Raw genomic sequence first — 19,069 nt, 5'->3', positions numbered from 1 at the left:
ACTACCTCGCCGACACCCTCCGCGCCATCCTCGACGGCCACCCCAAATCCCGCATCGAGGACCTCATGCCCTGGCGCTACGCGCAGCCGTCAAGCCTCGCCGCATAGGGCCCAGCCATCGCGCTTACCCTCCATTAGCCGGCGCAGCGTCGCGAACTCGGGGGGCAGGTCCCACTCCGCCAGCGGTGCCGCCTGGTCCAGTGCGTTGATCTTGCGCTCGATCAGCGGAAGGTAGTGGATCGGGTCGAAGACGGCATCCTCGCGGCCGTAGCATCGCGGGTGCCGGGCGATGACGTCGCCGCCGCAGCCGATCACCACCATGTCGACATAGCCGCGGATCCAGACGTCGCGATGGCCATAGGCCACCGGCACCGAGTAGTCGTTGGTCCTGTAGCGCACCAGCGCCTGCGAGCTGACCCGTCCGGCGGCCTGGTCGCAGGCCTCGAACGGCGCGGCGGGCAGCTCGGACATGGCGGCCAGATCCCGCGCCAGGCGCTCGCCGATCGCCTCGGTCTGCCCCCGCAAGACGTCGGACTGGCGCTTGCGGCACTGCGCCTCGAGGTGGGCGTTGAAGTCCTCCCATGTCGCGAACCGCGGGATCGGCACCATGAAGTTGCGGCGTGAGAAGCCCACCAGCCCCTCCGCATTGCCCTTGTCGTTGCCCTTGCCCGGCCGCCCATAGCGGTCGCGCAACACGTAATGCGACAGGAACCCGTTGAAGAGCCTGGCCCGCAACCGCGTCCCGTCGGGCAGGATCTTCGACACCAGACAGCGGTCGTTGTCGTAGAGCACCGACAGCGGCACCCGGCCGAAGAAGGCTAAGGCGTGGACGTGGCCGTCCACCCAGGCCTCCGCCGTCGCCGCCGGATAGGCCCGCACGAAGCAGCCGTCGCTGTGCGGCAGGTCCAGGACGAAGAAGTGCGCCTTCTGCTCCACCCCGCCGATGATCACGTTCGCCATTGTCGCTCGGACCAATGGCGCGGCATGGCTCACCTTCGCCGAAGTCCGCCTGCGCATGGCCGGGCGGATGCGGCAGCGGCACAAACACCTCCCGCCCGCAGCGCTCGCGCATGTAGTCCTTGATGATCGTGTAGCCCCCGGTGAACCCGTGCTCGTCGCGCAACCGCTCGAACACCCGCTTCGCCGTGTGCCGCTGCTTGCGGTGAACTCCGCGATCATCCTCCAGCCAGCCGTCGATGATCTCGGTGAACCCGTCCAGCTTGGGCCGCTTCACCGGGGCCGTGCGCCGGTATCCGGGCGGCTCCGAGAACGCCAGGATCTTGCGCACGCTGTCGCGCGAGATGTTGAAGTGCTGCGCCGCCTGCCGCTGACTCATGCCTTCCGCACAAGCCAGACGAACCTTCCGATACATGTCCACGGTGATGATCCTCCCGCCCACCCTACAGCACGCAGGAAGGACATAGGTGGACGACTTTTACGCCGCCCGCAGCAGGACTACCCCGCCGCTACCGTGGACGAATTTTGCACCGCCGTTCTCAACCCGTGGCGTCATCCACGGCCACGCTCAGAGGCCGGGCACACGTCCGATCGAAGACCCCGCCGAAAGACCGAAGATTGCGCTTGCCAAACGGGGGGCAGCCCCACACGCGCGGCCTCGGTCATCCGTCCGTCATCCAGGATGCCCGCAATGGTCCCCGGCCCGATATCGAGAGCGGCGATGACGTCGGCCCAGGAGGTGGTGTTGGCGAAAGCGCCCGCAGGGGTGCGGGCGTCGGCGACCCAGTCCTCGACGGGGACGCGCACCGCGCCGGGGGCATGCCCGGCCGCGAAGCTTTCGGCGTCGCGCACGTCGAGGAGGCGCAGCGGGCCTGCGGCCTCGGCCGGATCGATCACGGGGGCGTCGATCATGCCGCTTTTCTGCCCTCCAGAAGCGCCTTCACCACCAGCGCCACGATGGCGATCAGCGTGAGGGTGGAGGCCGCGGCGAAGGCGCCCACCGCGTTGAGGTCGTTGAAGAGCAGCTCCACATGCAGCGGCAGGGTGTTGGTCTGGCCGCGGATGTTGCCCGAGACGACGGAGACACCGCCGAACTCGCCCACCGCGCGGGCCGTGCACAGCACCGCGCCATAGAGGAGCGCCCATTTGATGTTGGGCAGGGTGACGCGGCGGAACACCTGCCAGCCGTTGGCGCCGAGCGTGACGGCGGCCTGTTCCTGCTCGGTGCCCTGCGCCTGCATCAGCGGGAGCACCTCGCGCGCGACAAAGGGGGCGGTGACGAACATCGTCACCAGCACGATGCCGGGCAGGGCGAACATCACCTGCAAATCGTTGGCCTGCAGCCACGGCCCGAGCAGCCCCTGCCGACCATAGAGCAGAAGGTAGCAGATGCCTGCGATGATGGGCGAGATCGAGAAGGGGATCTCGATCATCGTCACGAGGATCCCGCGCCCCGGAAAGCGATGCTTGGCCACGGCCCAGGCGGCGGCGATGCCGAAGGCCACGTTCAGAGGCACGACGATGATCGCGGTGATCGTCGTCAGCCAGATCGCGTGCAGCGTGGCGGGGTGCAGGATGTTGGCGGCATAGACCTGCCAGCCCTGCGAAAAGGCGCGCACGAAGATGAAGGCGAGCGGGGCGGCGATGAAGAGGACCGTCAGCCCGACGGCAAGGCCGATCAGGATGCGTTCGCCGCGGCGCGACGGGCCGTAGGGAGGGGCAGGGGTGCTCATCGGCCGGCCTCGCGGTAGCGCGACGCCCAGAACTGCAGGAGGTTCGAGATCAGGAGCAGCACCAGCGCGAAGGCCAGCAGCACAAGCGCGATGGCGGCGGCGCCGTTGTAGTCGAACTCCTCCAGCCGGATGTAGGCCAGCAGGGCCGCGATCTCGGTGCGGAACGGCAGGTTGCCGGCGATGAAGACGATGGCGCCGAACTCTCCCAGGGACCGCGCGAAGGCGGTGGTGCAGCCCGCCAGCCAGGCGGGCAGGATCGCGGGGAACACCACGCGGGTGAAGATGGTCCAGGGCCGGGCCCCCAGCGTGACGGCGGCCTGTTCCAGGGCTGGGTCCATGTCCTCCAGCACCGGCTGGACGGTGCGCACGACGAAGGGCACGGAGGTGAAGGCCATGGCCAGCGCGATGCCCCAGATGGTGTAGACGACCTCGACCCCCAGCGCCGCCAGCACCGGGCCGAACCAGCCGTTGGCGGAGAAGAGCGCCGTCAGCGACAGGCCCGCGACGGCGGTGGGCAGGGCGAAGGGCACGTCCATCAGCGCGTCCAGCACCCGCTTGCCCGGGAACTCGTAGCGCACCAGCACCCAGGCCATCAGCAGGCCATAGAGGGCGTTGAAGACGGTGGCGATCACGGCGGCCGTCAGTGTGATCTGGAACGCCGCCACCGCGCGGGGGCTGGAGACGATGGCCCAGAACCGCGCCGGGCCGATCTCGGCGCCCTTGAGGATCAGCGCGATGACCGGGATCAGCACGATGAAGGTCATGTAAAGCAGCGTCGTGCCGAGGCTCAGCGTGAACCCCGGCAGGACGCGTTTGGCGCGGACGGGCGCGCCGGTGTTGGTGGCGACGGCGGTCATGGCATCACTGGTTGACGAAGACGCGGTCCAGCCGGGCGCCCTCGGCGAAGTGGTTTTCCTGAATGGCCTCCCAGCCGCCGAAGACCTCGTCCACCGTCACCAGCCGCACCTCGGGCAGGGTGTCCGCGAACTCGGCCGCCACATCCTCGTTGGCGACGCGGTAGAAGTTCTGCGCGACGATGCGCTGCGCGTCCGCGGAGTAGAGCCATTCCAGATAGGCGGTCGCCAAGTCGATGGTGCCATTGCGCTCGGCCACTTCGGTCACGACGGCGACCGGGAACGCCGCGAACAGGCTGAGCGAGGGGGTGACACGCTCCAGCCCGGCCTCGGCGTAGGCCTCCGCGATCCCGCCGGTCTCGGCCTCGAACGTCACCAGCACGTCGCCGATGTTGCGCTCGGCGAAGGTCTGGGTGGCGCCGCGCCCGCCGGTGTCGAACACCGGCACGTTGTCGAAGATCGCCTTGACGAAGGCCTCGGCGGCATCTTCGTCGCCGTCGTTGTGCTCCAGCCCGTAGGCGAAGGCCGCGAGGTAGGTGTAGCGCGCATTGCCGCTGGTGCGGGGGTTGGGAAAGATCACCTGGACATCGTCGCGGGCCAGATCGTCCCAGTCCTGAATGTCCTTCGGGTTGCCCTCGCGCACCAGAAACGCCGGCAGCGAATACCAGGGCGAGGCGCCGTTGGGCAGGGCCTCGCGCCAGTCCTGGGAGACAAGGCCACCCGCGGCCAGGACGTCGATGTCGGTTTCCTGGTTGAAGGTCACCACATCGGCTGCCAGCCCCTCCAGGATCGCGCGGGCCTGGCGCGACGAGCCGCCGTGGCTCTGGTCGATGGTCACGCTGCGGCCCTCGGTCGCCTGCCAATTCTCGGCAAAGACGGGATTGAGCGCCTCGAACAACTCGCGCGCGATGTCGTAGCTGGTGTTGAGCAGGCGGTCCTGTGCGGCGGCCGGGGTGGCGGCAAGGGCCACGGCCACGGCGGTCGCGCGAAGGGCGGGGAAGGTCATCGTGCCGTCTCCTTGTGGGATGTGAGGGGAACTGGTTCGGCCGATGCGGCGCCGGGGCGCCGGTCGGTGGGAAAGATCGTGCCGGCCTCGATCGTCAGGCGCACGGCGGCGTCCGGGGTCAGGGCTTCGGCCGCAGAGGCGCGGCGGGGCACGTCGGCCTCGGCCTCGCCAAGATCGGGGTGGCGCAGCACCAGCCGCAGCTGCGCGCCGTTCGACGTGCGGCTGGCGATCCGCCAGGGTGCGGCGGGATCGGGGCGGGGGGCGATGTCCTGCGGGCGGACGAACAGCCGGGCCGGGCCGTCGGGCAGGGCCCGGCGCTCCAGCGCCGAGAGATCCAGCCCCGACCCGTCGGCCCGACCGGCGTGCAGGGTGACGGGCAGCTCCACCGTGGCGCCCATGAAGCGGGCGACAAACGGCGAGGCCGGGTGGTCGTGGATCGCATCGGCATGGCCGATCTGCTCGATCCGCCCCGCGCCCATGACGACCACGCGGTCGGCAAGCTCGAACGCCTCCTCCTGATCGTGGGTCACGAAGATCGTGGTCGAGCCGGTCGCCTCGTGCACGCCGCGCAGCCAGCGGCGCAGATCGCGCCGGATCGCGGCGTCGAGCGCGCCGAAGGGTTCATCGAGCAGCAGCACATTGGGCTCGATCGCCAGCGCCCGCCCGAGTGCCACCCGCTGGCGCTGGCCGCCCGAAAGCTGGGTGGGGTAGCGGTCGGCCAGATCCACGATCTGGAGGAAGTGCAGCAGCTCGTCGACCTTGGCCGCGATCACCGCGCGGCCGGGCCGTTCGGCCCGGGGGCGCACGGTCAGCCCGAAGGCGAGGTTGTCGCGCACCGTCATGTGCGGAAACAGCGCGTAATTCTGGAACACGAAGCCGATGCGGCGCTCCTGCGCCGCCAGCCGCAGCCAGTCCTGCCCGTTGACATCCAGCTGCCCGGCGTCGGGCCATTCCAGCCCGGCGATGATCTTCAGAAGCGTCGTCTTGCCCGAGCCCGAGGGACCGAGCAGCGCGACCAGCTCGCCCTGCTCGACGCCAAGCTCGATCCCGCGCAGAACATCCGTCTGCCCGAACCGCTTGGTCAGCCCTGATACCGTGATCGACATTGGCGCGCCTTCCTCAATCCGGTGTTCGACATAAGAGGGGGGTTCAGGGGCGGCAACGGCGCCGGCCGGCCAGCGGGGCCGGGGTGGGCGGCGGGAATTCCAGCGTCGCGCGCCGTGCGATGACAGTGGCATTCCGGGCTTGCGCGGGCTGGCAAAATGGATCGCCGATCCGGCCCGCTTTGGGAATATGTTCCTGTTTTGCGCGCTGAAGGCCCGTCAGGCGGACCGAGCCTCCACTTCGACCAGTTGCGCGGACAGCCGTGCCGCCTGCACCCGAATGTCGGGAATCGCCGTGATCTCCCAGAAGGCGGCGCGGGACACGGGACCGAGGGCGAAGATCGTCGCGTGGGGCGTGCCGTCCGGGCGCAGGACGCGTGCGCAGGTGTCCACATCGATGCCGAAGCGCAGCGGATCCACGCAGGCCAGCCCGTCCTCGATCAGGTGGCGGATCACAGGGCCTGCGTTCTGCGCGGGATCGCGGCGGATGCCGCGGCAGTCGATGATGCGGTCGACCACGCGCGCCTCCTCCGTGCGATCGGGGAGGCGCAGGCGCGCGGTGATCCTGCCGCCCTCGCCCCGCTCCGCGCCCAGAAACGCGGCCCGGCGCAGGGTCAGGCGCCCCTCCCGCTGCGCCACCGCCAGCCTTTGGGCGGAGGAGGGCGGCATCCGGTGGCGGTGCACCTCCCACCAGCCGCAGGCGTGGCGCAGGAACCGGGCGCGGCCGTCCGCGTCCATCGCCTGCCAGAGCGCCTGGACATGTGGGCGCAGGCCATCGACGACCGAGCGCCAGTCGCCGCCCTCGGCCTCGGCCGTCGCCACGCGGTCGCGCAGCCAGCGCATGAGGGTGCTCACCGGGCGGCCAAGCGGCAGGTCGGCCGCCGCGATCCCCAGCGGCGCCGCGTCCGCATGGGGCTGCGGCAGGAGGCGGCGGCGGGACACCGCCTCGATCCGCCCCCCGTGGCCGGCGTCGAGCAGCGACAGCACCTGATCCACCATGGTCAGCCCGGTGCCGACGATCAGCACATCGGCCATCCGCTCCGGCGGCGCGCTGTCGCCCCAGGGCAGCGACAGCGCGGCGTCCGGCTCGGCCGCGGGCAGGGCATGTCCGGTGGCGAGCACCGTGATGTCCGCCGTCACGGCTCGCCCGTCCGCGAGATGCACGCGGGTGCCCTGCGCCAGGGGCTCCACCCGGACGGCCTCGGCCTGCAGACAGGTCAGCCGGTCGCGCCCGGGTGCTTGGGTGAGGGTTTCGGCAAGGTACCGGCCATAGACCTCGCGCGACACGAAGGACCAGGGGCAACACGCCGGGTCGACCGTGGCGCGCAGCCACTCCAGGAAGTGCGCCGGGTCGTCCACGATCGCCGACATGTTCGCCACACGGGTGTTGAGCAGATGCGCCGGATCGCGGGTGCCATAGGCCACCCCGCGGCCGAGCATGTCCGACTTCTCCACCAGGCACATGGTCACGGCCGGGCTGGCCCGCAGCAGATGCAGCGCCATCAGCACGCCGCTGGCCCCGCCGCCGAGGATGACGACGCGGCGCCGTTTTCCAGACGCCGCGTCGAAGGCTCCGTGCGCCGCGCTCAGGTCCACGCGACCACCATGAGCCAGAGCCCCACGGCACAACACAGCGCGAGGATTGCCGGCAGCTCGACCACTGGCTCGACCGCCAGGTCGTCGGGAGCGACGGCGTGCTGGTCGGGGCTGGCCAGCAGCCGGCACAGCTCGTGATCGAGGATGCAGGGCATGGGACGCTCCTTTACCGGTTGGTCTGGACGACGCTGGGCTGCGGGCTGAAGGTTCCCTTCGGCGCGACGACGATGACCAGCACCCAGGCACAGGCGAGGGCCAGGACCCCCAGCGCAATGGGGCAGTTCTTGCGCGGCGTCGTGCGCGTGGCGCGCGCGCGGGGGGCACGGCGGCGCTGCGCATCAGAAGGCCCATCGTTGGGCCAGCGCCGCCCGGGCGGCAGCGGGGCGCACCCGGACCCGCGACCGGCGCACCAGCGCGTCGCGCAGGGCGATCCCCTCCGGCCAAGGGCCGAAACCGCTGTCTGCGTTGACATGCCCGGCCTGCCCCAGATCGACGAGGGCCGCGCCCCAGTCATCGGCCAGATCGAAGGCGGTGGCGAACGGCATCCAGGGATCGTTGCGGCTGGCGGCCACCGTGACCGGCGCCGGCAGCTCGTCGCGCGGGATGTCGGCGAAGCGGCGCAGACGGAAGCTCCGCCGGGGATCGGCCGGCGCAACCAGCAGCGCGCCGCCGATATCCAGTTGCGGCCATTGCGCCAGCAGGCGCGCCACCACGAGGCAGCCCAGCGAGTGCGCCACCAGAATCGCGCCGGGGTGCTGCAGGACGGCGCCCGCCACCTCGGCCTCCCAGGCTTCGGGCGAGGGGTCCGCCCAGTCGTCCTGATGCACGGTCAGCGCGGTCGGGTCACTGGCCTGCCACCAGGCCTGCCAGTGGGGGGCGGGCGAGCCGTCGAGGCCGGGGATGAGCAAGGTGCGCGTCATGTCGATCTCCTTTTCATCTCCGTAATCTCTAGCATGTCCATCGTGTAATTGAGGTTCGTTTTTCCCGTCCTGAGGAGAACAGGAGTCTCCACCGTGGCCCCATTGCGCGCTCAGGCATTCGCCGTATCGATCGGCGGCGCCGTGGTCGCCTTCATCCGCTCCATGGAGAACTTGGAGGTCACGTTGCGGCAGGCGAGGCGATGGGTGAGGTCGAGGTAGAAGGCATCGAAGGCGGCCATGTCGGCCACGATGACCTTGAGCAGATAGTCCACCTCGCCGGCCATGCGGTGCACCTCGACCACCTCATGGTATTCCCGCATCAGAGCCGTGAAGGCCTCGCGCCAGGCGGGGGTGTGGTCGGCGGCCTCGATCTCGACGAAGACGGTGAGGCCGAGGCCGATCTTCTCGGGCGCGACGAGGGCCACGCGGCCGGTGATGACGCCGGCGGCCTCGAGCTTCTGCACGCGCTTCCAGCAGGGGGTCTGCGACAGGCCCACGCGGTCGGCCAGCTGGGCCACCGGCAGCGTGGCGTCCTGCATCAGCGCATGCAGGATCTTGCGGTCGATCCGGTCAAGGCTGGGGATCGCAGCGGGTGGTGCGCTCATCGTCGGCCTCCTCGGCGCGGGGGGCAGTCGTCGCACCAGCCCGGGACCATCGCCCGCACCGGGGCGTGCTCGGCGGTGTGCAGATCGACCGCGGCGGGCTGCGGGAACCGAAGCCCGGCCGCGTGCAGGCGACCAGGGGACAAGGCGCGCAGATCATCGTCCCGCATGCCGAACCCGCGCGCCGGAAGGAGAAACACCCGGTGGTGCGCGAGATCGCAAGCCTGGGGGCGCCAGATCGTGTCCCATCGGGGGGACGCCTGCCGGAACCGCCAGCCGTTCCGGGCGGCCCGCCGCAGTGTGTCCAACTCGGCAGCAGACAGATCGCCGGGCGGCCGCCACGCAGCAGTGGTCGCGTGCAGCGCCAGCCGCAGCCGGAGCGGCAGGTCGGTGCCGGCTTGCCCGGTCATCCGGTCCGCCCCCCCTCATGCGGAGATGAACTCGCGCACGAACTCGGTCCCGGGGCGTGCGCGAATGTCCTCTGGGCGGCCGACCTGTTCGATGCGGCCCATGGACATGACGACGACGAGATCGGCGAGTTGCATCGCTTCCTCCTGGTCGTGGGTGACGAAGACGGTGGTGAGGCCGGTGGTGTCGTGGATGTCGCGCAGGCCCTGGCGCAACTCGCGGCGGACCTTGGCATCCAGCGCGCCGAAGGGCTCGTCCAGCAGCAGCATCCGCGGTTCGATGGCGAGGGCGCGCGCGAGGGCGACGCGCTGGCGCTGGCCGCCCGACAACTGGCTGGGGTATCGCGCGCCGATGTCGGGCAGCTTGATGAGGCTCAGGAGGCGGTTGACTCGGCGCGCGATCTCCGGTCCGCCGGGCCGGGACCGGCGCGGGCGGGCGCGCAGGCCGTAGGCGATGTTGTCGAAGACCGTCATGTGGCGGAAGAGGGCGTAGGACTGGAACACGAAGCCCGCACGCCGCTCCTGCACGCTGAGGCCCGTGGCGTCGGAGGCGTCGAACAGGACCCGCCCCGCCGTGGGGAACTCCAGCCCCCCGAGGATGCGCAAAAGCGTCGTCTTGCCCGAGCCGGAGGGGCCCAGCAGGGCCACCAGCGTGCCCGAGGGGATGGACAGGGAGACGGGGTGGAGCGCGGCGGTGGTGCCGAAGTCCTTGGAGATTTCCTCGATGTCGATGTTCATCGTCGGTCCCTCAATGGCGGTGGGTGGCGGCGAGCTGGTCGGCATACCGCCACTCCAGCGCCGATTTCAGCGTCAGCGTCACAAGGGCGAGGAGCGCGAGCACGCCCGCCATGGTGAAGGCCGCGACCGAGAGGTATTCGTTGTAGAACATCTCGATCATCAGCGGCATGGTGGTGGTCTGGCCTCGGATCTTGCCCGAGACCACGGCGACCGCGCCGAACTCTCCCATCGCGCGGGCGTTGCACAGCAGCACGCCATAGAGCAGCGCCCAGCGGATGTTGGGCAGGGTGACGGTCAGGAAGGTGCGCCAGCCCGAGGCGCCGAGGGTCAGGGCGGCTTCCTCCTCCGCCCGGCCCTGTTCGAGCATCACGGGGATCAGCTCGCGCGCCACGAAGGGGAAGGTGATGAACATCGTCGCCAGCACGATCCCCGGCACGGCAAAGACCACCGGCAGGCCGTTGGCCACAAGCCACATCCCCAGCGCGGAATTGGCGCCGAACATCAGGATGAACAGCAGCCCCGCGACGACCGGAGAGATGGAGAACGGCAGGTCGATGAAGGTGATGACCCACGCCTTGCCGCGCCAGTCGAACTTGGTGATGGCCCAGGCCGCCGCGATGCCGAAGGCCGCGTTCAGGGGCACGGTGATGGCGGCGACCAGCAGTGTCAGGCGGATCGCGGACTGCGCGTCGGGCTCGGACAGCGAGGCCAGCGCGAAGGCCCAGCCGCGCCGCAGCGCCTCGTCGAACACGGCATAGAGGGGTGCGAACAGCAGCACCGTCAGCACCGCGAGGCACAGGCCGATCAGCGACCATTTCACCAGCGCCGGTTCGGTGGTCGCCGGGCGGAAGGGGCGCGGGCGGGCGGGGATGGCAGGCGTGTCGGTCATGTCCGGTCCCCTGTCACGCCGCGCCCATGCGGCGGCGGCTCCAGATCTGGATGAGGTTGATGGCGAGCAGCAGGGCAAACGAGATCACCAGCATGGCGATGGCGATGGCCACCGCGCCGTCGTAGTCGAACTCCTCCAGCCGGATGACGATGAGGAGGGGCGCGATCTCGGTCACGTTGGGCAGGTTGCCGGCGATGAAGATGACCGAGCCGTATTCCCCCACCGACCGCGCCAGCGCGAGCGCGAAGCCCGTGAGTGCCGCGGGCGCGAGCATCGGCAGAATGACATGGGTCAGCGTGCGCAGGCGCGAGGCGCCAAGGGTGGCGCTGGCCTCTTCGGTTTCGCGGTCGATCTCCTCGATCACCGGCTGGACGGTGCGCACGACGAAGGGCAGGCCCACGAAGATCAGCGCGATCCAGATGCCGATCTCGGTATAGGCCACGCGCAGGCCGAAGCTCTGCATCAGGGCCGATCCGAACATGCCGTTGGGGGCATAGATCGCGGTCAGCGCGATGCCGGCCACGGCGGTGGGCAGCGCGAACGGCAGGTCCACCGCCGCATCGACGATGCGCTTGCCCGGGAAGCGGTAGCGCACCAGCACCCAGGCCAGCAGCACCCCGAACACGAGGTTGAAGAGCGACGCTATCAGCGCCGCGCGGAAGCTCAGCTCCAGCGCGTTCCAGACGCGGGGGCGGTTGACCACCTCCCACATGCCCGCCGCGCCGAAGCCGACAAAGCCGCGCCACAGCAGCACCGCCATGGGGATCAGCACGACGACCGACAGCATCGTCAGCATGATCCCGAACGACAGCCCCCACCCCGGCATCGGGGTGGGGGCCCTCACGCTGAACGTCCGCGCGGCCATGTCACTGGCCCACGTAGATCTGGTCGAAGATGCCGCCGTCGCCGAAGTGTTCGGGCTGCACCACCGCCCAGCCGCCGAAATCCTCGATGGTCAGGCGCTCGAGTTCGGGGAACCGCGCCACGTCCTCGGGGTCGGCGGCCGATGTGTCCCAGGCGCGGTAGAAGTGCCGCAGCGCCATGGCCTGGGCCTCGGGGCTGTAGAGCTGCTCCAGATACGCCGTGGCCAGCGCCCGGGTGGCGTCATCCCCGAGGTTGCCCTCCACCAGCGCCACCGGCGGCTCCGCCAGCACCGACACCGAGGGCACGATGATGTCGAACTGGTCCTCGCCGAGTTCCTTGAGCGCGAGATAGGCCTCGTTCTCCCACGCCAGCAGCACATCGCCGATGCCGCGCTGCGCGAAGGTGGTGGTGGAGCCCCGCGCGGCGGTGTCCAGCACCGGCACGTTGCGGTAGATGTCGGCCACGAATTCGCGCGGATCCAGCCCGTTGCGCTCGGCATAGGCCCAGGCCGCGAGGTAGTTCCACCGCGCCCCGCCCGAGGTCTTCGGGTTGGGCGTGATCACCGCCACGTCCTCGCGGATCAGGTCGTTCCAGTCCTGGATGTCCCTGGGGTTGCCCTCCCGCACCAGCAGCACGATGGTCGAGGTATAGGGCGAGGCGTTGTGCGGCAGGAGGCTCTGCCAGTCCTCGGGGATCAGATCGGTGCGCGAAGCAATCGCGTCGATGTCGGAGGCCAGCGCCAGCGTGACCACATGCGCGCCCAGCCCGTCGATCACCGCCCGCGCCTGCGCACCGGACCCGCCGTGCGAGGTCTGGAGAGTGGGCCGCGGGTTGCCCTGCGCCTCCCACCAGTCGGCGAACCAGGCGTTGTAGTCGCGGTACAACTCGCGCGTGGGGTCGTAGCTGACGTTCAGCAGGGTCTGGGCCGACACGCCCGGCGCCGTGAAGGCGGACGCAAGAGCGATGAGCGCCCCGGCGGCAGCCTTCCAGCCGGTCGTCTGCCGGGCTGTGAGCGGACGCCCGGTGACCCGTCGCCCGCCAGCCGCGACGACAAGCCGGCCATCGGGCAGACGCGTGACCAGCGGGCCCTGTGCGAGACCATGGGACGCGACGGCAACGGCGTGGATCATGGAACCTGTCTCCTGAAGGGGGTGCGGCACCGCGGCCGCGCCTGGGGACCTGTTGGCGAAAAACGGGCGCGTCATCGCAGCACCGTCGGCGTCTCTACGAGGTGCAGCCTCGACCACTGGTCCCGGCCAGGTTGGCCGGGACGGGCAATCAGGGGGTGTGCCCGCCGGTGGTCATCCACGAGGGTGCCACAGCCCATCGCATGGGCCATCCCGGCCAGTTGATCACCGCAGGTCGAAGCCTTGGCGTTCGGGAACCGGTAAAGTGCGAACATCTCGTCCTCCTGTCGATCGGGAAGCGCTGCGCTTCCATGCCGACAATCACGACAGAGGTAATCGAGAAAAGCAACGAAATATTCACGTCAAAGTCGGTCGTGAAAAGAGATGATTATTCTCCGGGCACCGCACCGGCCCGGCGCGAGGGTCGGTGCTGTCCGCTCAGATCTCGACCCGGCGGGCCGCTTCGACGACATCCAGGGAGCCCGGCTGCTCCACAAGGTCCGCCAGCGTCAGCGATTCGATCAGGACGAGGTAGGACCAGAACACCTGCGCGAAGACCTTGCGCAGCCGGCATGCGTCCTCGTCGGGGCAGTCCTCGCAGCGCTGGTAGGCGCGGCGCGACAGGCAGGGAAGCGGCGCGATCGGCCCGTCGATCAGCCGCATGAGCGCGCTCAGCGGCACCTCGCGCGGCTCCTTGATCAGGACGTAGCCGCCATGGCGGCCCCGCACGGACGCGATGAACCCCGCGTTGCGGATCTCCAGCAGGATGTGCTCGAGGAAGCGCTTCGGCGTGCCGGACCGCGTCGCGATCTCCTCGATCCGCAGCGGACGCCCCTCGCGTGCCCGTTCGGCCGCGAGTTCCATCAGGGCCTTGAGGCCATACTTCATCTTCTGCGTGATCATGGCCTTGACTACAGGACGTGCGCCGGTTGCTCAACAGGCATCCCGCGCTGTCAGGTCGTGATTGAGATGCCTCGATCTTATCGATCCGGGCTGCCCTGCTCCGGCAAGGGGCTCAGTCACCACCGCCGCGACGTGCCTTGGCTCTCTCATGGCCCATGGGTGGGATTGCCCGCAAGGCGAGCGGGTGATTGTTTCGCACCACGCCCCCCGGCTTCATGGCCCGCGCTGCGTTCCTCGATGAAGGCCTTGAATTCGGCGGTGTGACAGGCCGCCAGCAGGGTATCGATCCAGGGGGCGCCCTTCTCCCGGGCGCGTACGGCGATCATGTCGGCACAGGGACCGCGCGGGTCCTCGCGCAGGATCGCGGTGGTGGGATCGAGGTTCGCCCGGCATAGCTGGCATTGATCGCCGCCGCATCCACATCCTGCCGGGAGCGCGGGGTCTGCGCGGCGTCGATCTCGATGAACCGCAAGTTGGAGGGGGTGGCCATGATGTCGAGGAGGGTCGGCTGGGCGCCCACATCCTCGGCCAGCGCGATCGCCCCGGCATCGCGCAGCAGCACAAGCGACCGTCCGCCCTTGGTCGGTTCGTTCCGGGTGGCGATGGTGGCGCCCTCGGGCAGGTCCTCCCACGCCGCATGACGGCTGCAAGGGATCCCGGGTGGGAAGGTCTCCGTCAGGCCGACCGAGACCGGATCGAAGCCCGCATTGGCGTTCTGGTTGTCCAGACAGGGCTGGTGCTGGAACGAGATCGCATCCAGAGCGCCCTGCAAAAGCGCGCGGTTCGGAACGACATGGTCGGTGCACTCGACGATCGCGATCTCGAGCCCGAGGTCGGCGGCGATACGCGGAGGGGTTGCGGCTCCATGCGCGCTCCCTGGGTGTGAGCGGCAAACCTGAAGGCCATGGCGCAGGCTGGATCTGGTGAATTCCCTCTCTTCCGGTGCAGACAGAAGAGTCCGAGCGTCCGAGCGGTCCCCGAGAGGAATGAGTTTCGAAGCGCTGGGGCCGGGGTGCGCCCGTGAGGTTGGATTCGCCGTCGCAGCGTTGGCGGATCCGGGGCTGCGCCCGCCGATTGACAAAGGCTGCCTGCGTGGCGCCCTGGCATGGCGGCCGGGAATGCGGTTCGGGCAAGGGCGCCGGGACCGGGGTGGCTTCCCTGTCGTGGCGAGCGGACAGAACGCAATCCCTATATATGCTCATCTAAACGGGAAATAGTCTGTATTTTTCCTGGTGTATTGCCCCTTTTAGGGAAAACCGCCTATCCTCACCCCAGCCAAACGAGGATCGCAAATGCGCCACCTTCCGCTGTTTCGTGACCTGAAAGGCAGTCGCGTCGTCGTCTCGGGCGGAGGCGAAATCGCGCGCTCCAAGCTTCGAACGTTGCTGAGGACCGAGGCGCGGGTCATCGTCTTTGCCGCCGACCCGCACCCCGAGGTCGAGGCCGACGCGACAGCCGGGCGGCTGGTGCTGGTGCGTCGCCCGCTGGGCGAGGGCGACGCGATCTGCGCGGCGCTGGTCTATGGCGCGAATGGGGATACGGCCGAGGATGCGCGGGTGGCCGGGATCGGCCGGCGGGCCGGGGCGCTTGTGAACATCGTGGACGATCTGGAGGGGTCCGACTTCATCAGCCCGGCCATCGTCGATCGCGACCCGGTGGTGGTGGCGATCGGGACCGAAGGCGCGGCACCGGTGCTGGCGCGGCGGATCAAGGCCGACATCGAGGCGATGCTGCCGCAGGCGCTGGGTCCGCTGGCGCGGCTGGCGGCAGGGTTTCGCCATGCCGTCGAGGCGCTGCCCTTCGGTCGGCCTCGGCGGGATTTCTGGACGCGGTATTTCGATCGGGAGGGGCGCATGGCGCTGGACACCGGGGGCGAGGGCGCTGTGAGGGACCGGCTGCAAAGCCTCCTTGACGAACATATTGCGGGTCGGGTCCCGGCCGGCCGCGTGTCGCTGGTGGGCGCCGGTCCCGGCGATCCGGAGCTTCTGACACTGCGGGCGCGCAATCGGCTGCACGACGCCGACGTGATCGTCCACGACCAGCTGGTGCCCCGGCCGATCCTTGATCTGGGGCGGCGCGAGGCCCTGTTCATCGCCGTCGGCAAGCGCGCGGGCGGGCCGTCCTGGCGCCAGGCCGACATCGACGCGCTGCTGGTGGACCATGCCCGCAGCGGGGCGCTGGTGGTGCGGCTGAAGTCGGGCGATGCGGGCGTGTTCGGACGCCTGGACGAGGAACTGGACGCGCTGGATGCCGCGGGCGTCGCGTGGGAGATCGTGCCGGGTGTGACCTCGGCCATGGCGGCAGCGGCCGAGATCGGCCGGTCGATGACCCGGCGCGACCGCAACAGCGCGGTGACACTGGCGACCGCGCAGGACGCCGCCGGGATGGCCGAACACGACTGGCGGGCGCTGGCACGCCCCGGGGCGGTGACGGCGATCTACATGGGCGTGCGCGCCGCGCGGTTCGTGCAGGGACGCCTGATGCTGCACGGCGCCGACCCCACCACCCCCGTCAGCGCGGTGGAGAACGCCGGCCGGCCCGAGCGCCGAACCGTCGCCACCACGCTCGCGGACCTGCCGCAGGCGCTGGTCGCCGAGGGCATCGGGGGCCCCGCGATCCTGTTCCTCGGGCTCGCGCCTCGGCGGCAGGCCGCCCCCGCAGCCCTGCCCGCCGCAATGGAGGCCTGAGCGATGGCACGCACGCATCCCCGCATCATCAGCGCCAACGACCTGCTGATCGGCGACGTCGTCTACCTGACGGCGGCCGGGGGATGGACGCGCGACCTCGCGGCGGCGGCGGTGGCCCGGGACGACGCCGCGGCGCAGGCGCTGCTGGCGCAGGCCGAGGCGCAGCCGCATCTGGCCGTGGGTCCCTATCTGGCGGATGTGGCGCTGGATGGTCCCGCCCCCCGCCCGCTGCATTACCGCGAGGTGTTCCGCACCCGCGGACCGTCCAACCGGCCGGATCTCGGCCGCCAGGCGGAGGGCCTGTGAGATGTACCGTTACGACGATTTCGACGCGGATTACCTGCGCGCCCGCAATGCCGAATTCCGCGACCAGGTGGCCCGCCGGATCGACGGCCGGCTGAGCGAGGACGAGTTCAAGCCGCTGCGTCTTCAGAACGGCCTGTATCTGCAGCTGCACGCCTACATGCTGCGTGTGGCGATCCCCTATGGCACGCTGTCGTCGGACCAGATGCGTGTGCTGGCCGAGGTCGCGGAACGCTGGGACCGCGGCTATGGCCATTTCACCACCCGCCAGAACATCCAGTTCAACTGGGTGCGGCTGGCGGATACGCCCGACATCCTCGACCGGCTGGCAGAGGCGGGGATGCACGCCATCCAGACCTCGGGCAACTGCATCCGCAACGTCACGGCGGATCACTTTGCCGGGGCGGCGGCGGACGAGATCGAGGACCCCCGCCCGGTGGCCGAGCTGATCCGGCAATGGTCCACATCCCATCCCGAGTTCCTGTTCCTGCCGCGCAAGTTCAAGATCGCGGTCAGCGGCACGCCCGCCGACCGGGCGGTGACCATGGCCCACGATATCGGCCTGCGTGCCCTGCGCGGGCCAGGGGGCGAGGTCGGCTATACAGTGATCCTGGGCGGCGGCATGGGTCGCACGCCGATGCTGGGCAAGGTGGTGCGGGAGTTCGTGCCGAAACCCGATCTGCTGCCCTATCTCGAGGCGATCCTGGCCGTCTACAACCTGCATGGCCGGCGCGATAACAAGTACAAGGCCCGCATCAAGATCCTGGTGCACGAGACCGGGCTGGAGGCGCTGAAGGGCGAGATCGAAGCCGAGTTCGCCCGCCGCAAGCGGCTGTTCGACGGGCCGGAAGTGGTGCCGTCGGCGGAGGAACTGGCCCGCATCGCCGCGCATTTCGCGCCGCCCGTCCTGCCGGTGCGGGCCGAGGTCTCGGCCATCGAGGCCCGCGCCCGAGAGGTCGATCCCGCCTTCGCGCTCTGGGCCGAGGTGAACACCCACCCCCACCGTGCGCCGGGCCACGCCATCGTGACCGTCTCGCTCAAGGCGCCGGGCGAGGCGCCGGGGGATGCGACCTCGGACCAGATGCGGGCGCTCGCGGATCTGGCGGACCGCCATTCGCTGGGTGAGCTGCGGATCAGTCATCTGCAGAATGTGGTGCTGCCCCATGTGGCGCGCGACGACCTGCCGGCGCTGCATGCGGCGCTGGTGCGCCATGGCCTCGCCACCGCCAATGCGGGGCTGATCACCGACATCATCGCCTGCCCGGGGCTGGATTACTGCGCGCTGGCCACGGCGCGCTCCATCCCCATCGCGCAGGACATCGCCCGCCGCTTTGCCGCGCCCGAAAAGGCCCGCGCCATCGGCGCCTTCGAGATCAAGATCTCGGGCTGCATCAACGCCTGCGGCCATCACCATGTCGGCCATGTCGGTATCCTCGGGCTGGAGAAGGCGGGGATCGAGAGCTACCAGATCACGCTGGGCGGCGACCCCGGCCCCGACGCGGCAGTGGGCGAGCGCACCGGCCCCGGCCTTGCGGCCAAGGAGGTCGGCCCGGCCATGGAGCGCTTGGTGGCGGCCTACCTTGCGCACCGCGCGGGCCACGACGAGCGCTTCGTCGACACCTATCGACGGGTCGGCCCGGAGCCCTTCCGCAGCGCCATCTACGCGCGCGAGGCCGCGTGATGCAGCCCCTCGTCGCCCGCGCCGAGGCGCTGAACGCAGCCGTGCCCTCCGGGATCGCGCCGCGCCTGCAGGCGATCCGCGCGGCCATCCCCGGCCCGGTCGTGCTGACCACCGCCTTCGGGATCGAGAGCCAGCTTCTGACGCATTTCATCGCCCGCGAGCGGCTGGACATCGACCTTGTCACGCTGGACACAGGCCGGCTGTTCCCCGAGACGCTGGATGTCTGGGCCGAGACGGAGGCCCGCTACGGCGTTCGGATCTTCGCCCTGCATCCCGATCGCACAGAACTTGATGCGCTGCTCGCCCGAGATGGGCCGATGGGCTTTCGCCAGTCCGTGACCGCTCGGCAGCACTGCTGCCACGTCCGCAAGGTCTTACCGCTCGCCCGCGCACTGAAGGGGGCCGGGGGCTGGATCAGCGGGCTGCGCCGCGACCAGTCCACCGCCCGCCGCGACACCCGCTTCGCCAAGGTCGACCCCGCGCGCGGTCTGATCAAGGTGTCGCCGCTGTTCGACTGGTCCGAGGAGGACGTCGTGCTGCATGTCCGCAGCCTCGACATCCCCTACAACCGGCTGCTGGACGCGGGCTTCCGCTCGATCGGTTGCCAGCCCTGCACCCGCGCCACCCGCATCGGCGAGGACCCCCGTGCCGGCCGCTGGTGGTGGGAGGACAGCACGAGGGAATGCGGCCTGCACACACG

Annotated in this window: 23 protein-coding genes and 1 pseudogene; 5 read left to right on the top strand and 19 right to left on the bottom strand. The window is 70.0% G+C overall.

Annotation, left to right across the window (positions count from 1 at the left end; genetic code table 11):
• Positions 1 to 107 (top strand): transposase domain-containing protein (locus CCR87_RS13525; protein WP_147277395.1); only part of this gene is annotated, 107 nt, incomplete at its 5' end.
• Between the two features lie 15 nt (positions 108 to 122).
• On the opposite strand, the pseudogene istA reads toward CCR87_RS13525, so the two are convergent.
• From istA to CCR87_RS13435, 19 genes and pseudogenes are all read right to left on the bottom strand, one after another.
• Positions 123 to 1,371 (bottom strand): annotated as a pseudogene (istA, locus tag CCR87_RS13520) (IS21 family transposase); the annotation flags it as partial.
• A gap of 137 nt (positions 1,372 to 1,508) precedes the next feature.
• Positions 1,509 to 1,868 carry a rhodanese-like domain-containing protein gene (locus CCR87_RS13515; protein ID WP_201158060.1) on the bottom strand — a complete coding sequence of 120 codons (360 nt, stop codon included), beginning with the start codon at positions 1,866 to 1,868 and terminating at the stop codon, positions 1,509 to 1,511.
• On the bottom strand, positions 1,865 to 2,689 hold the full coding sequence (gene cysW, locus CCR87_RS13510; protein WP_201158059.1) for a sulfate ABC transporter permease subunit CysW: 825 nt from the start codon (positions 2,687 to 2,689) through the stop codon (positions 1,865 to 1,867). Before cysW (CCR87_RS13510) ends, CCR87_RS13515 begins: the two co-directional genes overlap by 4 nt.
• Positions 2,686 to 3,546, bottom strand: coding sequence for a sulfate ABC transporter permease subunit CysT (gene cysT, locus CCR87_RS13505; RefSeq protein ID WP_201158058.1), 861 nt, complete (start codon positions 3,544 to 3,546; stop codon positions 2,686 to 2,688). Before cysT (CCR87_RS13505) ends, cysW (CCR87_RS13510) begins: the two co-directional genes overlap by 4 nt.
• Positions 3,547 to 3,550: 4 nt before the next feature.
• The gene (locus CCR87_RS13500) at positions 3,551 to 4,549 is read right to left on the bottom strand and encodes a sulfate ABC transporter substrate-binding protein (protein ID WP_201158057.1); all 999 of its coding nucleotides are present in this window, start codon (positions 4,547 to 4,549) and stop codon (positions 3,551 to 3,553) included.
• Positions 4,546 to 5,655 (bottom strand): sulfate/molybdate ABC transporter ATP-binding protein, encoded by a 1,110-nt coding sequence (locus CCR87_RS13495; RefSeq protein WP_201158056.1) that lies wholly within the window; start codon positions 5,653 to 5,655, stop codon positions 4,546 to 4,548. Before CCR87_RS13495 ends, CCR87_RS13500 begins: the two co-directional genes overlap by 4 nt.
• A 216-nt stretch (positions 5,656 to 5,871) precedes the next feature.
• Complete coding sequence (locus CCR87_RS13490; RefSeq protein WP_338048926.1) at positions 5,872 to 7,248, bottom strand: FAD/NAD(P)-binding protein; 1,377 nt, start codon at positions 7,246 to 7,248, stop codon at positions 5,872 to 5,874.
• Positions 7,239 to 7,403, bottom strand: a complete 165-nt coding sequence (locus tag CCR87_RS17335) for a hypothetical protein (RefSeq protein ID WP_242512013.1) — start codon at positions 7,401 to 7,403, stop codon at positions 7,239 to 7,241. Before CCR87_RS17335 ends, CCR87_RS13490 begins: the two co-directional genes overlap by 10 nt.
• A 183-nt stretch (positions 7,404 to 7,586) precedes the next feature.
• The gene (locus CCR87_RS13485) at positions 7,587 to 8,168 is read right to left on the bottom strand and encodes an RBBP9/YdeN family alpha/beta hydrolase (protein ID WP_201158054.1); all 582 of its coding nucleotides are present in this window, start codon (positions 8,166 to 8,168) and stop codon (positions 7,587 to 7,589) included.
• A gap of 110 nt (positions 8,169 to 8,278) precedes the next feature.
• Entirely contained in the window at positions 8,279 to 8,773 is a 495-nt protein-coding gene (locus CCR87_RS13480; RefSeq protein ID WP_201158053.1) for an Lrp/AsnC family transcriptional regulator, read from the bottom strand.
• Positions 8,770 to 9,180 carry a hypothetical protein gene (locus CCR87_RS13475; protein ID WP_201158052.1) on the bottom strand — a complete coding sequence of 137 codons (411 nt, stop codon included), beginning with the start codon at positions 9,178 to 9,180 and terminating at the stop codon, positions 8,770 to 8,772. The genes CCR87_RS13480 and CCR87_RS13475 overlap by 4 nt, the downstream gene beginning before the upstream one ends.
• Before the next feature lie 15 nt (positions 9,181 to 9,195).
• A complete protein-coding gene (locus tag CCR87_RS13470) occupies positions 9,196 to 9,915 on the bottom strand; it encodes a sulfate/molybdate ABC transporter ATP-binding protein (protein ID WP_201158051.1) in 720 nt (239 codons plus the stop codon).
• A 10-nt stretch (positions 9,916 to 9,925) separates the two neighbouring features.
• Positions 9,926 to 10,804: a sulfate ABC transporter permease subunit CysW gene (cysW, locus tag CCR87_RS13465; protein ID WP_201158050.1), complete on the bottom strand. Its 879-nt coding sequence runs from the start codon at positions 10,802 to 10,804 to the stop codon at positions 9,926 to 9,928.
• 13 nt (positions 10,805 to 10,817) lie between these two features.
• Positions 10,818 to 11,669 carry a sulfate ABC transporter permease subunit CysT gene (gene cysT / locus CCR87_RS13460; protein WP_201158049.1) on the bottom strand — a complete coding sequence of 284 codons (852 nt, stop codon included), beginning with the start codon at positions 11,667 to 11,669 and terminating at the stop codon, positions 10,818 to 10,820.
• A 1-nt stretch (position 11,670) separates the two neighbouring features.
• Positions 11,671 to 12,798 (bottom strand): sulfate ABC transporter substrate-binding protein, encoded by a 1,128-nt coding sequence (locus CCR87_RS13455; protein WP_201158048.1) that lies wholly within the window; start codon positions 12,796 to 12,798, stop codon positions 11,671 to 11,673.
• A gap of 71 nt (positions 12,799 to 12,869) precedes the next feature.
• Positions 12,870 to 13,070, bottom strand: a complete 201-nt coding sequence (locus CCR87_RS13450; protein WP_201158047.1) for a hypothetical protein — start codon at positions 13,068 to 13,070, stop codon at positions 12,870 to 12,872.
• A 163-nt stretch (positions 13,071 to 13,233) separates the two neighbouring features.
• The gene (locus tag CCR87_RS13445) at positions 13,234 to 13,698 is read right to left on the bottom strand and encodes an RrF2 family transcriptional regulator (protein ID WP_201158046.1); all 465 of its coding nucleotides are present in this window, start codon (positions 13,696 to 13,698) and stop codon (positions 13,234 to 13,236) included.
• A gap of 146 nt (positions 13,699 to 13,844) precedes the next feature.
• The gene (locus CCR87_RS13440; protein ID WP_201158045.1) at positions 13,845 to 14,024 is read right to left on the bottom strand and encodes a hypothetical protein; all 180 of its coding nucleotides are present in this window, start codon (positions 14,022 to 14,024) and stop codon (positions 13,845 to 13,847) included.
• Positions 14,021 to 14,779 carry a MetQ/NlpA family ABC transporter substrate-binding protein gene (locus tag CCR87_RS13435; protein WP_201158044.1) on the bottom strand — a complete coding sequence of 253 codons (759 nt, stop codon included), beginning with the start codon at positions 14,777 to 14,779 and terminating at the stop codon, positions 14,021 to 14,023. Before CCR87_RS13435 ends, CCR87_RS13440 begins: the two co-directional genes overlap by 4 nt.
• Positions 14,780 to 14,990: 211 nt before the next feature.
• Between CCR87_RS13435 and cysG the strand changes: the two genes are divergently transcribed.
• From cysG to CCR87_RS13415, 4 genes are all read left to right on the top strand, one after another.
• Positions 14,991 to 16,385 (top strand): siroheme synthase CysG, encoded by a 1,395-nt coding sequence (cysG, locus tag CCR87_RS13430; protein ID WP_201158043.1) that lies wholly within the window; start codon positions 14,991 to 14,993, stop codon positions 16,383 to 16,385.
• A gap of 3 nt (positions 16,386 to 16,388) precedes the next feature.
• Entirely contained in the window at positions 16,389 to 16,691 is a 303-nt protein-coding gene (locus CCR87_RS13425) for a DUF2849 domain-containing protein (protein WP_201158042.1), read from the top strand.
• 1 nt (position 16,692) lies between these two features.
• Positions 16,693 to 18,369 carry a nitrite/sulfite reductase gene (locus tag CCR87_RS13420; RefSeq protein ID WP_201158041.1) on the top strand — a complete coding sequence of 559 codons (1,677 nt, stop codon included), beginning with the start codon at positions 16,693 to 16,695 and terminating at the stop codon, positions 18,367 to 18,369.
• Positions 18,369 to 19,069 (top strand): phosphoadenylyl-sulfate reductase (locus tag CCR87_RS13415; RefSeq protein WP_201158040.1); only part of this gene is annotated, 701 nt, incomplete at its 3' end. The genes CCR87_RS13420 and CCR87_RS13415, both read left to right, overlap by 1 nt.

It is taken from the genome of Rhodobaculum claviforme (genome assembly GCF_016653255.1).
Lineage (GTDB): Bacteria > Pseudomonadota > Alphaproteobacteria > Rhodobacterales > Rhodobacteraceae > Rhodobaculum > Rhodobaculum claviforme.
The sequence above is the reverse complement of the archived record's forward strand: the minus strand, read 5'-3'. Positions and strand labels throughout refer to the sequence as shown.